General features: G+C 45.0%; 14 protein-coding genes and 1 pseudogene. 12 read left to right on the top strand and 3 right to left on the bottom strand.

Annotated elements, in window-relative coordinates; all coding sequences use genetic code 11:
• Window positions 1-198: transposase (locus G470_RS14730; protein WP_205617880.1), on the bottom strand; the 198-nt coding region annotated here is incomplete at its 3' end.
• A gap of 362 nt (window positions 199-560) precedes the next feature.
• On the opposite strand from G470_RS14730, the gene G470_RS0109480 reads away from it, so the two are divergent.
• The 3 genes from G470_RS0109480 (at window position 561) to G470_RS0109470 (ending at window position 4,054) form a co-directional block, all read left to right on the top strand.
• Window positions 561-1,022: a CtsR family transcriptional regulator gene (locus tag G470_RS0109480; protein ID WP_028274614.1), complete on the top strand. Its 462-nt coding sequence runs from the start codon at window positions 561-563 to the stop codon at window positions 1,020-1,022.
• 28 nt (window positions 1,023-1,050) lie between these two features.
• On the top strand, window positions 1,051-3,525 hold the full coding sequence (locus G470_RS0109475; RefSeq protein ID WP_028274613.1) for an ATP-dependent Clp protease ATP-binding subunit: 2,475 nt from the start codon (window positions 1,051-1,053) through the stop codon (window positions 3,523-3,525).
• A gap of 175 nt (window positions 3,526-3,700) precedes the next feature.
• The gene (locus G470_RS0109470) at window positions 3,701-4,054 is read left to right on the top strand and encodes a hypothetical protein (RefSeq protein ID WP_028274612.1); all 354 of its coding nucleotides are present in this window, start codon (window positions 3,701-3,703) and stop codon (window positions 4,052-4,054) included.
• Window positions 4,055-4,105: 51 nt separating this feature from the next.
• Here the strand turns inward: G470_RS0109470 and G470_RS0109465 are convergent, their stop codons facing one another.
• The gene (locus G470_RS0109465) at window positions 4,106-4,966 is read right to left on the bottom strand and encodes a helix-turn-helix domain-containing protein (RefSeq protein ID WP_028274611.1); all 861 of its coding nucleotides are present in this window, start codon (window positions 4,964-4,966) and stop codon (window positions 4,106-4,108) included.
• Between the two features lie 167 nt (window positions 4,967-5,133).
• Between G470_RS0109465 and tadA the strand changes: the two genes are divergently transcribed.
• A complete protein-coding gene (gene tadA / locus G470_RS0109460) occupies window positions 5,134-5,634 on the top strand; it encodes a tRNA adenosine(34) deaminase TadA (protein ID WP_028274610.1) in 501 nt (166 codons plus the stop codon).
• 245 nt (window positions 5,635-5,879) lie between these two features.
• Here tadA and G470_RS0109455 read toward each other — a convergent pair whose 3' ends face one another.
• On the bottom strand, window positions 5,880-7,193 hold the full coding sequence (locus tag G470_RS0109455) for an IS1380 family transposase (protein WP_028274609.1): 1,314 nt from the start codon (window positions 7,191-7,193) through the stop codon (window positions 5,880-5,882).
• 433 nt (window positions 7,194-7,626) lie between these two features.
• On the opposite strand from G470_RS0109455, the gene G470_RS13295 reads away from it, so the two are divergent.
• The 8 genes and pseudogenes from G470_RS13295 to G470_RS0109420 form a co-directional block, all read left to right on the top strand.
• Window positions 7,627-8,604: an aldehyde dehydrogenase family protein gene (locus G470_RS13295; protein WP_084172170.1), complete on the top strand. Its 978-nt coding sequence runs from the start codon at window positions 7,627-7,629 to the stop codon at window positions 8,602-8,604.
• 69 nt (window positions 8,605-8,673) lie between these two features.
• Window positions 8,674-9,717, top strand: coding sequence for a glycosyltransferase family 2 protein (locus tag G470_RS0109445; protein ID WP_028274608.1), 1,044 nt, complete (start codon window positions 8,674-8,676; stop codon window positions 9,715-9,717).
• 15 nt (window positions 9,718-9,732) lie between these two features.
• Window positions 9,733-9,963, top strand: coding sequence for a hypothetical protein (locus G470_RS15085; protein WP_338023262.1), 231 nt, complete (start codon window positions 9,733-9,735; stop codon window positions 9,961-9,963).
• Window positions 9,912-10,250, top strand: coding sequence for a glycosyl-4,4'-diaponeurosporenoate acyltransferase CrtO family protein (locus G470_RS13290; RefSeq protein WP_338023261.1), 339 nt, complete (start codon window positions 9,912-9,914; stop codon window positions 10,248-10,250). Before G470_RS15085 ends, G470_RS13290 begins: the two co-directional genes overlap by 52 nt.
• A gap of 93 nt (window positions 10,251-10,343) precedes the next feature.
• Window positions 10,344-10,751, top strand: a complete 408-nt coding sequence (locus G470_RS0109435) for a secondary thiamine-phosphate synthase enzyme YjbQ (RefSeq protein WP_028274607.1) — start codon at window positions 10,344-10,346, stop codon at window positions 10,749-10,751.
• A gap of 114 nt (window positions 10,752-10,865) precedes the next feature.
• Window positions 10,866-11,765, top strand: coding sequence for an ABC transporter ATP-binding protein (locus G470_RS0109430; RefSeq protein WP_028274606.1), 900 nt, complete (start codon window positions 10,866-10,868; stop codon window positions 11,763-11,765).
• Complete coding sequence (locus G470_RS0109425) at window positions 11,758-13,032, top strand: ABC transporter permease (protein WP_028274605.1); 1,275 nt, start codon at window positions 11,758-11,760, stop codon at window positions 13,030-13,032. The genes G470_RS0109430 and G470_RS0109425 overlap by 8 nt, the downstream gene beginning before the upstream one ends.
• An 88-nt stretch (window positions 13,033-13,120) precedes the next feature.
• Window positions 13,121-13,374: pseudogene (locus G470_RS0109420) on the top strand (hypothetical protein); the annotation flags it as partial.

Below are 13,374 nucleotides of genomic sequence, written 5' to 3'. Positions count from 1 at the left end.
GTAGGCATAAAGAAGAGACATGATGAGTGGTTTTGGGTGATAGGCAGGACGACCGTCCTGAGTCTCAAAAATTTTAAAGTAATGATCGTCTAATGAATCGACAAAGTTATAGATAGAAAAAACAATATGGTTGGGATCAATACAAGTAGATAATTCTAATGGAAGTGAAGTTTGATTCATGTTATATTGTACGTACATAAAAAGCACCCCTTTAATGTTTAGTGTCGTTACTAATATTATATCAGGGTGCTTTTTGTATGCCTAATTATATATAGCAAAAACGACGAGAAAATTAGTTAATCTAATTTCTCGTCGTTTTTATTTAGTGGCTTTTGTCCCAGCCTCTTTTTTGTTGCCTTTAAAAGTATGGTAGAATACTTGAACCCTGTTCTTTTCAAAAACCGGTAAATACTATATAATGGTATTAGTCAAATTTAGTCAAAACATTGAGTCGAAAAACAATTCCCGTCATTGAAAGTGTGAGGAAAGGAAGGAGGGTGCCATTCACAAAGAGGGTAATGGTGCGATGGAGAGAGCCTCTTTGTGCGGCAATAGATGCCATGCAAAATCACAACGTATCTGATCTTATAGAAGCTTATTTGAAACAAGTTTTAAACGAAAAAAACCAGGTAGAGATTAGACGCAATGAAATTGCGGAATTATTTGACTGTGTACCTTCCCAAATTAATTACGTGATTAAGACTCGATTTACGATCCAACAAGGATACCTCGTAGAAAGCAAACGAGGGGGAGGCGGTTACATCCGCATCAATAAAGTGCAATTGTTGGACGAATCTAAAATATTGGATACAATGATAGATATAATTGGTGACAGCATCAGTGAGAGAGATGCCCAGTCCATTATAAGAAAGCTATATGAAGAAGATGTTATTTCCAAACGAGAAGCGAAACTTATGCTCGTATCAATGGACAAATCACTTTTTCGCCCGGCAGGAAAGATGGAAGATGCCATGCGGGCGAGATTGCTGGTGACCTTTCTTAACAACTTAAAGTATGAATGATCCGTTCAGAAAATGGAGGCGAACAGACATGAATGAACTATTCACAGAGAAAGCAAAAAAAGCGCTGATTATTGCGCAAGAAGAAGCAAAAACGTTTCGCCACCGAACAGTAGGAACCGAACACCTCTTGTTGGGATTAGTGATAGAAGAGGACGGTATTGCGGGAAAAACACTCCGCCAACTTTCTTTGACACAAGAAGAAGTGCGTGAAGAAATCGAACATTTTACCGGCTATGGGCCTGGAGATGAAATCGATAAAAACGTTGTGTTGCCGTATTCTCCGCGAGTACGAAAAGTCATTACGTATGCAACCGACGAAGCCCGCAGAATGCAGACGCCTTTAGTGGGAACCGAGCATCTATTGTTGGGATTATTGCGAGATGAAGATGTGTTGTCTTCCAAAATATTGGAAAACCTGAATATTGATTTGACAAAAGCTCGTAAAATGGTCTTGAAACGATTGGGTGCCGCAGCAAATGTATCTTCGAATGCCAAAGGGCGCCGCAATGTGAAAAGCAGCGCGAAAAAAGGCGGTACACCGACACTGGATTCATTGGCGCGCGACTTGACAGAGTCCGCCCGCGAAGGACGCCTGGACCCGATTGTGGGCCGTGAAAAAGAAGTCCGCCGTATGATCCAAATTCTAAGCCGCCGGATGAAAAACAACCCGGTATTGATCGGGGAGCCGGGTGTTGGGAAGACGGCCATCGCTGAAGGATTGGCTCAAAAAATTGCATCCGGGGACATCCCTTCCACACTGGTGAACAAACGAGTGATGGGGTTGGATATGGGCTCCTTGGTAGCCGGAACCAAATACCGCGGTGAATTTGAAGAACGCATGAAAAAAATCGTCGATGAAATTTACAACGACGGCGAAGTCATCTTGTTTATCGATGAGTTGCATACGTTGATTGGAGCAGGCGGAGCAGAGGGTGCGATTGACGCCTCCAACATTTTGAAACCAGCTCTTGCCCGCGGTGAACTGCAGACTATCGGAGCGACCACGTTGGATGAATACCAAAAACACATTGAGCGCGATGCAGCGTTGGAAAGACGTTTTGCACCGGTCCATGTGGATCAGCCGACACCGGAGGAAGCTGAAGAAATTTTGAGAGGCTTGCGTTCCCGTTACGAAGAACACCACGGCGTGACCATCACAGACGAAGCGTTGAAAGCAGCGGTTCAGCTGTCTACACGTTACCTCCCTTCCCGCCAATTGCCGGATAAAGCCATCGATTTGATGGACGAATCCGCGTCGAAAGTTCGTTTGGATGCGGCAGACCGTCCGACTCCGGAAGCTGAAGCGACAGAAGAGTTGAATCAGTTGATTCGTGAGAAAGAAGAAGCGATTCAAAACCAAGATTTCGAACAAGCCGCAAAAGTACGTCAGCAAGAAATGTATTTGCGGAAACGGTTGGAAAAACTTCTGCATGAGGAAGAAGAACCAACAGAAGATCTGCGCGTCACAGACCACGATATTGCAGAAGTTATTTCGCAGTGGACAGGTATTCCAACCCGTCAAATGGAACAAAAAGAAAGTGAACGTTTGTTGAACTTGGAGAAAGTATTGCATGAACGGGTCATCGGCCAACACGATGCCGTGAAAGCTGTCTCGCGTGCCATCCGCCGTGCCCGCAGCGGCTTGAAAGATCCAAACCGTCCAATCGGATCTTTCATGTTCTTAGGTCCGACGGGTGTCGGAAAAACCGAGCTGGCCAAGACATTGGCAGAAGCCATGTTTGGGTCGGAAGAGGCCCTTGTCCGTGTGGATATGTCGGAATTCATGGAAAAATTCAGCACGAGCCGTCTGGTCGGTTCGCCTCCAGGATATGTGGGGTATGACGAAGGCGGTCAATTGACAGAAAAAATCCGTCAAAAACCGTACTCCGTAATTTTGTTGGATGAGGTGGAAAAAGCTCACCCGGACGTATTCAATATCTTGCTGCAAGTATTGGATGATGGATTGCTGACGGACTCCAAAGGCCGTCAAGTGGACTTCAAGAACACCATTCTCATCATGACATCCAACGTGGGTGCAACTGCCCTGCGCGATGAAAAAGAAGTCGGATTTGCTGCACGCGACAAACGATTCGATCACAAGGCGATGGAAGGCCGGATTATGGAAGAATTGAAAAAATCTTTCCGTCCAGAATTCTTGAACCGAATCGATGAAGCCATTGTCTTCCATTCCTTGAACAAAGAAGAGCTGCGTGAAATCGTCAAGCTGTTGACGCAAAAAATCACTCAGCGTATGGAAGAGCTGGGCATCGATATGAAGATCACGCCTTCCGCAATCGACGTCATTGCAGAAGAAGGGTACGACCCAGAATACGGGGCGCGACCATTGAAACGTGCAATTCAGAAGAAAATCGAAGACCGACTCAGCGAGGAGTTGTTGGCAGGAAATATCCAATTGGGCGACAAAGTCACCGTTGGCGCCTCCAAGGGCGAATTGACTGTCAAGGTCCGCGAAAACACCAAAGAAAAAGAACCAGCCCTCTAAGCTGAAACGTGCTGCCCTCAAAGCTCTAAAACGGGTCTTTGAGGGCTTTTTGAAGCCTTGTTTTCTGAAAGAACCCCGATGTTCGTTTGAGTGACAAAACCGTATCCTTAGCCCTTTACAAGCATTTTTGTTAGGATGATTGAACAAGAAGTCAAAGAAAGGGATGTGATGTTGGATGAACAACAAAACAAAAGAGACGCTAATTGGAGTTGGGACGGCAGTGGCAGTTAGTGCAGCTGCGTATCTTCTCTTCTCCGATAAAACCCAAAACAAAGGAAAAGCCATGATGAATCGCCATAAGGCAAAAACCTTTGTGAAAGACAAACTAAAAGGAAATAAAAAAGCGATGGCAGTGGTGGATCAGTTGAGCGATGACGAAATTACCCGTTTGTTGGCGACAGTGGAACGAGTCGGCGGATCGGATGGCAAACTCACAGAGCTGAAGGATAAGTTGAAAGATGCCACTGCAGACGCCAAAGAAACCTTGATGGATAAAACAGAAACTGTGAAAGACAAGTTTTCTCATTAATTTCAAAAAAGACTGAGAAGAATCTTCGGATTCCTCTCAGTCTTTTTTTGTTTAAACAATCAACATATAACAAATAATCAGGTCATTCATATCCCGCAAGGACAACCCTGTGGAATCATAAAACCGGTCGATGCGGTATTGAAGGGTGTTGCGGTGGATGAACATGCTTTTTGCGGCCATGCTGACATTGCCGCGGCTTTCCCATAAAAACATAATCAGCTCTTTCCATTCAGACTGCGAGGAAATATAATTTTTCAGTTGCTGCATGATGGAACTATTGTTTACCGCATCTTCCGTGTAGTAACGCAAAGCGACATCGGAAAACGTCAGAACGGACTGCCCGGACCGTTTTTGTTCGCGTGTGAAAATCCTCCGCTCTTCCTCGTAAAGGTTTCGGAATTGCTCTTGAGGGATCCAGTACTGACCGATGTAGCAGGTCGTTTTAGTAGAGAAGTCGTCATCCACGGTCTGAAGCATTCCTTCAATCTCTTCCGACTGCAGGTACCGGCTTTTTTCGTCTTGAATGACCAGACACAGTTCATCGGACAAAAAGAAAATATCCACAATCGGATCAAACAGGTTGGCAATGGATTCCAACCATAACTTTTTATCAAACTCCTCATCCTTTTTACGCAGCTCAATTTGGATGACGCGGACCATGTTTTGACCCTGGGGAATCTCTTCTTCACCGGTCAAAAATGCCTGCCACTGCGACCGGACAGGTGTGTTGGAGGAAAGAGCCCGGTGGTCCAATAAAAATGACAACAAATGCCTTTCTTTCTCTGATACGTCTTCTTTTTTCAAATGAATCCACTTATTATAGTAAGGAAAGACGAGGCTGTCATCGAACCCTTCTTTTTCATCAGATAAATAAGCATCAGGATAGATGGTTTTTAATTCTTCAAAAGTCACAACTTTAGCTCCTTTGGTATCGACTGGCGATTGCTTTTGCTACTTTCATAGTAACATTTTTCGGGAGACAGTGGAATTTTTGGTATAATGAGGAAAGATTTTCGTATGATGATTGCTTTTAATGATAAAGCCAAGACGAAGCCATTCACAAATAGGGGAAGAATAATATGTTATCAATAGAAGAGAAAGAACATTACATGAAAGAAGCCATTATTGAAGCGAAAAAAGCGGAAGCTCTCGCAGAGGTGCCAATTGGGGCGGTAGTGGTGCTGAACGGGGAAATCATCGGCCGGGGCCATAACCGGCGTGAAACGTCGCAGTATGCGGCGGCGCATGCCGAAATGATTGCCATTGCGCAGGCAAATGAACGGTTGGAAAATTGGCGGCTGGAAGACTGCCAGTTGTTCGTGACCTTGGAGCCATGTGCCATGTGCAGCGGAGCCATTGTATTGTCGCGCATTGAAGAAGTGTACTATGGAGCCGTGGATCCAAAAGGTGGAACGGCCGGCACATTGATGAATTTGTTGGAAGAGGAGCGGTTCAACCACCAGTGCTATGTAGAACAAGGCGTTTTACAAGAGGAATGCGGTCATATGCTCACCTCTTTCTTCAGAGAGCTGCGCAGAAAGAAGAAAGAGAGTAAGAAGAGAAAAAACAGTGATAGATAGAACTAACGATATGTTTGGAAAAAAATGTTAAAATATTTACCTGAATAATTCATACCTCTAATTTTTGAGGCGATTTTTAGTTTTCAGTTCTATAATTTTCGTAGTTTTTTCTATTTTACATGTTGTTCGTTTTAATTTTTTAGATTCCAAACGAAACTTTGAGCTTTTCCAGTCTATAAACTGGAATTTGGACACACTTCCCCCTGGGCACAATTCAGATTTTTAAAAATGATGACTGATTAGATTTATTGTCGAATCCGTTGGATTCGCCTGAATGTATGATAGAACTCGGCTTGGTAAACATGGGAACTAGAAAGTTTCAAGTACAGTTGTCTCGACGTACGGACGAGCTTCCCCGCTATTTTGAATAACCGAAGCCGGATCGTATTCACTTGGAGTCCTTTCCATTTTGAATCAAAGCAGATGGTCCGCAAGAAGTTCACCAGATTATACGCCAGTAAACTAATCATCATGCGTGCTTCGTTTTCAAGGAAGTGGGGACTGTCCGTTTTATCGAAAAAGAAGTTGTTTTTGGCTTCTTTTATATAGTTTTCCATGGTCCCTCTTTTATTGTACGTTTCAAACACTCTCTTCGCTGAGATATTTTCAGAGAAATTTGTGACAATGAAAGCGTGATTAAACAGTAGCTCGTCTACCTCTCGCGTTGAACGTATGCAGACGCGCCGAGGCTTCGTCCAAGAGTTTGCTTGATAGGAAACCGAATGATAATAGACTTCTTTCTCATCCCATGGATGATTATTATCATAATATACAAATTCTTCTGCTAAGCGGTATAAGTTTCGATTGGCTTTAAGCCGGATGACGTAATGATTTTTGAAGGTATCACATAAGTCATAAATAGCTGGTGTTGCGAATCCACTGTCTCCACGGACAAGAATATCGGTGGTTGGAATGGCTTGGTTATAATGTTCCAATAATGGTTCAAGAAATCCCTTCACTCCGTTGGAGGTGTATTGATTACCTGAACGAAGTTTTGCTTTTAAAAAATCACCGGTTAGCCCATCGAAGGCGACTAAAGGATGATAGCCATTCGTTCCATAATGAGCGTTGTAGGCGGTCTGTTCTTGACTGCCGAATGTATCTGAATGAGTGGAATCCAAATCAATAATCAAGTTCGTATCGTTTCGCACCAGACGAGCTTTGTCGATTAAAGATTGATTGAGTCCCTGTAATGTACTGATTGTGTCTAAGGTGACGCGATCAAAGAAACGTGAAATAGACGACTGAGAAGCCAATGGCTCGTCGGGTGAAAGGGTCTGTAAAACTGGATCATGGCGCAAAATGTTTGCAGAAGAATCCGTAGGATAACCCGCTATAATCTGAAGGATCAATTGCTTTAAAACCTTGGGGTTCGTGTGTGTCCAATATTTGCGGTTGTCCTTAAATTTCACGACTTTTTCAGAGAGTTGCGTAAATTGAAGAGCATCCATCAGTTCATCAACCAGCACTAAGCCAGAATCACTCGATAATTGACCACCGTCATGAGAAACAATTGAATTATTATTGAATTTCGCTACATTTTCTTGTAAAGTAACCATTGAGAGCCCCTTTCTTTTGGTTGGTTGTAGTGAATTAACCATATCAGAAAGGGGTTCTTTTTTCATCACCCAATGGGTGATGAAGGGACTGAATCCAAAGGTTGTAAAATCACTGTTTGCTGCTATTGATGGAAAAACTATGAATTATTCAGGATTTATATAATGTAAGTGGCCAGCAAGAAAAAAAGAGACGAAAAAAACGAACAGTCATTTTTTTCAAACCACTTCGAAAAATCCGAACAGCATTCATAAATAACTCGTGTTAGAATATGTTCAACATTAAAAAATAAACTATTGTTTATAAGAAACTCCAGTCACTTTCTTGTCGCTTATTTGGAGAAAGCAAAATACAGCTTAATTGAATCATTTTTTTCAAAACATAATTCATTTTGGGGACAATTGTTTTTAATATTGTCATACATATCCTTAGAAGATTGTACCTCAATCTGAATACGCACCGGCAACGAGCCGGCTGTTGTCTCATTTGATCGGCCGTTATTTTCCGCGTGAAGTGGTGACCGTTGTGGAAGGCGGAGCCGACACGGCAGAGCGGCTGCTTGAGCTGGACTGGGACTTTATTTTTTTCACCGGCAGCAAGCGGGTGGGGAAAATTGTCCACCAAAAAGCTGCCGAACGGACTGTCCCGGTCGTGTTGGAACTGGGAGGAAAGAATCCGTGTATCATCGACGAAACGGGCGTCACCAAAGAACACGTCCACCAGATTGTCTGGGGAAAATTTTTGAACGCCGGACAGAGCTGCATCGCACCGGACACCGTTTATGTACAGGAAGCGGTGTTTCCGCAGTTTTTGGAGATGGCCCGAGAGAGCATTCGACCCTTTTACGGAAACGATTCTGAAAAGAGCGCAGACTTCGGACGGATCGTTTCCCAGAACCACTTCGACCGTCTTGTCGGTTATTTAGAAGAAGGGCGTGTGTATAGCGGCGGCCGTCACAAGCGGGAAGAACATTTCTTGGAGCCGACGCTGCTGACGGAAGTGGACCCAAAAAGCCGGGTGCTTCAAGACGAAATTTTCGGACCGGACCTGCCGGTGGTTCCGTACGCGGATTTAGATGGCCTGCTGAATGAGTTGAACGCCAAGCCGTCGCCGTTGGTCACCTATTTTTTCAGCCGCGAAGAGACAGTGGCACAGAAAGCGGCACACCGTTTGAGAAGCGGCGCCTTCAGCTTCAATCAAGTCATCCGCCACGCAGCAGCATCCCATCTTCCGTTCGGAGGAGTGGGGGCGAGTGGGTTCGGCCGTTACCACGGAAAAGCCGGTTTTGATACGTTCACTTATCAAAAAGTTCAGTATATGCAAAAACCGTTCAACGGTTCGACGGTGCAGTACCCACCGTACAAAGCGAGTCAGTTGGGTTGGTTGAAAAAGCTACGCAAGTATCTTTTCTAGGAGGGATGGCATGGTAGGAGTACTCTTGGTGGTGTCGTTGATGGTGGTTGTGGCAGGTTTTTTAATGTAATGTACTGGAAACATCCGGCCGTTCAAGCGAAACCATTGAATGCACGGGCACGGATCTCTGTCATCATTCCTGCACGCAACGAAGAAAACAATCTCCCACGCTTATTGGAATCGCTGGAAAACCAGACGCATCAGCCGTTTGAAGTGATGGTGGCGGATGATGGTTCAACCGACCGCACCGCGGAAACGGCGGAACGTTTCGGGGCGAAAGTGGTGTCTGTCCAAAAAGAAACGGGGTGGAGAGGGAAGACAGCAGCCTGTTTTCAAGGAGCGCAGGCGGCGTCAGGCGAATGGCTGGTGTTTATGGACGCCGATACATGGCTGAAGGATGCGGATGCTTTAAGCAAAGCTGCTTCTTCGTTTCAGTATCAAGGCGCGAAAGGCTTGTTTTCGGTTCAGCCGTATCACGAAATCCAAGAAGACTACGAGAACTTTTCTGCGGTATTCAATATTTTAACAATGGCCGGCATGAACGTTATCTCCGCCTTCAACGTAGAAGCGGCAGGCGCGTTTGGACCATTTACGATGTGTGCTAGGGAGGAATACTTTCGGGTAGGCGGGCATGAAATGGCCCAACATTTTTTGATTGAAGGATTTGCTTTAGCGGAAGCCTTTCAAGAAGATCTCCTGCCGGTCCGGCTGTACAGCGGGAAAGACATGGTGCATTTCCGGATGTACCCGGAAGGACTGACGCAATTAAAAAACGGATGGATCAAACACTTTGCATCAGGTTCCAAAGGCACGTACCCGTCCGTTATGACTGCTGTCGTTTGTTGGATAGCAGGAGGTTTTCTCGTCCCGTTCTTTTGCATTCTGACGCTGACAACGGTGAATTGGGCCTGGATTTTGAACGGAGTGCTCTGTTACCTGCTTTATGCCATGCAATTTTACTTATTTACCTGCCGAACCGGAAGCTTTTCCATCCAGGCTGCACTCGGTTACCCGGCGTTGTTTGGACTTTTTGTCATGGTGTTTGCGCGTTCCTGGCTGGCGACGAATGTGCTTCGTACCGTTCAGTGGAAGGGCCAGAAAATTGATTTATAAGGAGGAGGTTCCTGCATGCAGATCATTCATCTATCGCCTTTTTGGACAGTCATCGTTGATGTGTGTGCCTGGGCCTTTTTTCACCTCGTCATTTCTTTTGGGATGCTGAAAGTACCGAATCGTTATTTTGCTCAAAAAAGGACTGGTTTCAGCCAAAAGAATGGGAGGATGATGGAAAAGTCTGGCAAAAATGGTTGTCCATCCAGGATTGGAAACGTCATTTGCCGGACGGGACGTTGTTTTTGAAGTCGGGGTATGACAAATCCCGTTTAAACGGCAGCGACTTGGACACGTTGGAACAATTCATCATGGAAACCAAGCGTGCGGAAGTGACGCATTGGTTGTCGATGCTGCCGGCCGGGCTGTTTTTCTTGTGGAACCCGCCTTGGGCCGGATGGGTGATGGTGGCTTACGCTGTGTTGTTCAATCTGCCTTTCATCTTGTCCCAACGGTACAACCGCCCGCGTCTGGAGCGGATATGTCAACGAAAAAAAGCGCGTCTACAATTGAAGAAAGAGAGGAGGCCTGTGTGAGAGCAGGCTTTTTTGTTGTTCTCGTCAAACATATTTTGTCCTGGAGACGTTTTGAGGTACGATGAAGGAAACAAACATGAAAGGATGAGCCACATGGCTAAAACGTTGTATTCCTACCAAATCAAAACCGATGAAAAGCAGTCATTTACGAATCTCGATCAATATCTGAAAAAGGCGCTTCAAGAGAGCGGTGTGCAGGACGGAATCATGGTGGTCTACTGCCCGCACACCACTGCAGCAATCACCATCAATGAAAACGCCGATCCAGATGTGAAAACCGATTTGAAACTGGGATTGAACGAGACTTTTCCGAATAAAGAAGCCTACATCCATATGGAAGGAAACTCAGACGGACACATGAAATCCTCCGTCGTGGGAGCAAGTGAAACACTCATCATCGCAGACGGCCAGCTCATTTTAGGCATGTGGCAGAGCGTTTATTTCTGCGAGTTTGACGGCCCACGGACACGGACATTTCATGTGAAAATCATGGAAGGCTGAGAAAATATCAAACAATTTGTATTTTTACAATAATTTTACCCGACTCTGGTTTCTCCTGTGCTATCATAAAAGAGGACGCTCGTTATAAAGGGCGAAAGGATTGGAGGAGGCCGTATGTTAGAAGCCAAATCACTTGTGAAACGGTTTGGAGATCTTGTCGCAGTGGACGGGATTGATTTTACTATAGAAAAAGGTTCAATCTTGGGATTGATTGGGCAAAACGGAGCTGGAAAGACCACGACTTTCCGTTTGATTCTGAATTTGTTGGGGCCAGATGAAGGAGAAGTGTTGTGGAATGGACACCGGTTGCGTAAGAAGGATTATGATACGGTGGGATATCTTCCGGAAGAACGGGGATTGTATCCAAAAGTCACCATTGAAGACCAAATCCTTTATTTTGCACAATTGCGGGGAAAATCAAAAAAAGAAATCAAACCGCAAATTGATGCCTGGATGGAAAAGTTCCAGGTAAAAGGAAAGAAGTCCGACAAAGTCAAAACGCTTTCCAAAGGGAACCAACAAAAAGTGCAGTTGATTTGCACATTGATCCATGAACCGGAACTCATCATTCTGGACGAACCGTTCAGCGGGCTGGACCCGGTCAATGCGGAATTGCTTGAAGAAGGCATCAAAGAAGCGAAAAAACGCGGCGCCAGCATCATCTTTTCGAGCCACAACATGAATAACGTCGAAGAAATTTGTGACAACCTGGTGATGTTGCGAAACGGGCGCATGGTCTTGAACGGCACTGTCCGAGACATTCGTGAACAGTTCGGGCGGACGCGTCTGTTTCTAGAAACACCAATTGCGGAAGAAGAACTGGGGCAGATGCCGGGAGTCTTGTCTGTTTCCGGAACAAGCGAAGGACTGAAAGTGTTGACCTTGGATGCTCCGGAAAGAGGAAAAGACATCTTTGACCGTGTCACAGAAAATGGGTACATCACCACGTTCAGTCAGCAACCGCCGACTTTGGAAGAAATTTTCAAACTGAAAGCGGGTGAGCCGAATGAATAAGTACTGGATTATCCTTAAAGAAGTATACAAGAAAAACGTCAAATCCATAGGGTTTGTGACCATGGTTCTTTCACCGATTATCTTGTTGGGAATTGTGGCGTTGATCATTTATTTCGTGGGTCGTTCTGAGACAAACCAGGAACCGACGTCCATCGCTGTGCTTACCGAAGACAGCGCCGTGCAGGAAATCATGGCGAGTCCGGATATTCCTCTTGAAGTGAATGCCGATATTGCATCGGTGGAAGAAGCGGAAGAGGCGATGACAGAAGAAAAGTTGGACGGGTACTTGGTATTGGAAACAGCTGATGACCAGATTCAAGGAGAATACATCCACACAGAAGGCAACGCGACAGAGACGGTGGCCATCTTGAATCAAGTCTTGTCTACTTACCAAGTTCAAATCAAAGGAGCGGCTGTCGGCTTGACTCCGGAAGAAGTGATGGACTTGGTCGCGCCGGTGGAAGTCCAAACCACTACGGTACGGATTGACGAAGGTGAAATCAGTCAAGAAGATTCGTTGGCTGAAACAATCCAAAACTGGAGCGCTTATGCGGTGTCTATCGGCATCTTTATCTTTATCATGACGTATGCCGGTATCATTGCGGAAGAAGTGGCCTCTGAAAAAGGAACGCGTATCATGGAAGTCATCTTGTCTAGTGTCTCTTCAACGGCGCATTTCTTTGGGAAACTGTCCGGGGTGCTGCTGATCTGTTTGACGCAGATTGCGATTTATGTGGTATTGGCATTGGTTGCCTATCCGTTTATCCGAGACATCGAATGGGTGCAGCAACTGCTTGAAGGCGTCGACTTGGCGGCTATTTTCCAGTCGCTGCTGGGGTATACATTGATTTTCTTCCTGCTGGGCGTCATCATGTACGTTGTATTGGCGGCGTTCTTCGGATCGTTGGTTACCAAGATTGAAGACGTCAATAAGTCGGTTACCCCGATTGTCTTTTTGGCAATGATCGGTTTTTACGGAGGATTGTTCGCTTTTGCTTCACCGGATCAACCGGTAGTGGAAGTTTTATCCTACGTTCCGTTTTTCACACCGTTCATCATGCCGTTCCGGATTGCGGCCAACACAGTCACCACTACAGGAGTCTGGTTGTCCATTCTGGGATCTACGGTTTTTGCGGTACTGCTGACGTATCTGTCGCTGATGATGTACCGGTCCAACGTGTTGATTTATTCCGACACGAACATGTTCCAAACCATCAAACGCTCATGGAAAGTCATGCAAAGCGACCGCAAAGCACGAACAACATAAAAATAAAAGGGCTGGTTTCTCTCAAAGTGATATGCTCCCCCTAAAGTAGACACTTTAAAAAGTAAAACTACTTTAGGGGGATTTTTTTGTGCGTTCAAACAGTAAACATACGGCTCAAGAACTTGAGCGATATATTCTGTTATATCTTGAAGAAGGAAAAAGTTTTAGAGAGTTAAGTGAAGATTATGGTTTATTATTAAGTGATTCGACCTTCGGTCAGAAAATCCTTAGATACCAAGAATATGGTCTTTCAGGAATTCAAACCAAATCTAAAAATAATCATTACACCAAAGAACTTAAGAAGGTAGTTCTTCGAGAACATCTCGAAGAAGGAACACCAAT

Origin of the sequence: Atopococcus tabaci DSM 17538 (genome assembly GCF_000429585.1) — a bacterium.
Lineage (GTDB): Bacteria > Bacillota > Bacilli > Lactobacillales > Carnobacteriaceae_A > Atopococcus > Atopococcus tabaci.
Note: the sequence above shows the minus strand (reverse complement) of the source record. Positions and strands in the feature narration are given on the sequence as shown.

What these genes read in the sequence shown, in the direction of transcription:
- G470_RS0109480 (WP_028274614.1), top strand. Translation starts at nt 561, where the DNA reads ATGCAAAATCACAACGTATCTGATCTTATAGAAGCTTATTTGAAACAA.
- G470_RS0109475 (WP_028274613.1), top strand. Translation starts at nt 1,051, where the DNA reads ATGAATGAACTATTCACAGAGAAAGCAAAAAAAGCGCTGATTATTGCG.
- G470_RS0109470 (WP_028274612.1), top strand. Translation starts at nt 3,701, where the DNA reads ATGAACAACAAAACAAAAGAGACGCTAATTGGAGTTGGGACGGCAGTG.
- tadA (WP_028274610.1), top strand. Translation starts at nt 5,134, where the DNA reads ATGTTATCAATAGAAGAGAAAGAACATTACATGAAAGAAGCCATTATT.
- G470_RS0109455 (WP_028274609.1), bottom strand. Translation starts at nt 7,193, where the DNA reads ATGGTTACTTTACAAGAAAATGTAGCGAAATTCAATAATAATTCAATT.
- G470_RS0109445 (WP_028274608.1), top strand. Translation starts at nt 8,674, where the DNA reads ATGTACTGGAAACATCCGGCCGTTCAAGCGAAACCATTGAATGCACGG.
- G470_RS15085 (WP_338023262.1), top strand. Translation starts at nt 9,733, where the DNA reads ATGCAGATCATTCATCTATCGCCTTTTTGGACAGTCATCGTTGATGTG.
- G470_RS0109435 (WP_028274607.1), top strand. Translation starts at nt 10,344, where the DNA reads ATGGCTAAAACGTTGTATTCCTACCAAATCAAAACCGATGAAAAGCAG.
- G470_RS0109430 (WP_028274606.1), top strand. Translation starts at nt 10,866, where the DNA reads ATGTTAGAAGCCAAATCACTTGTGAAACGGTTTGGAGATCTTGTCGCA.
- G470_RS0109425 (WP_028274605.1), top strand. Translation starts at nt 11,758, where the DNA reads ATGAATAAGTACTGGATTATCCTTAAAGAAGTATACAAGAAAAACGTC.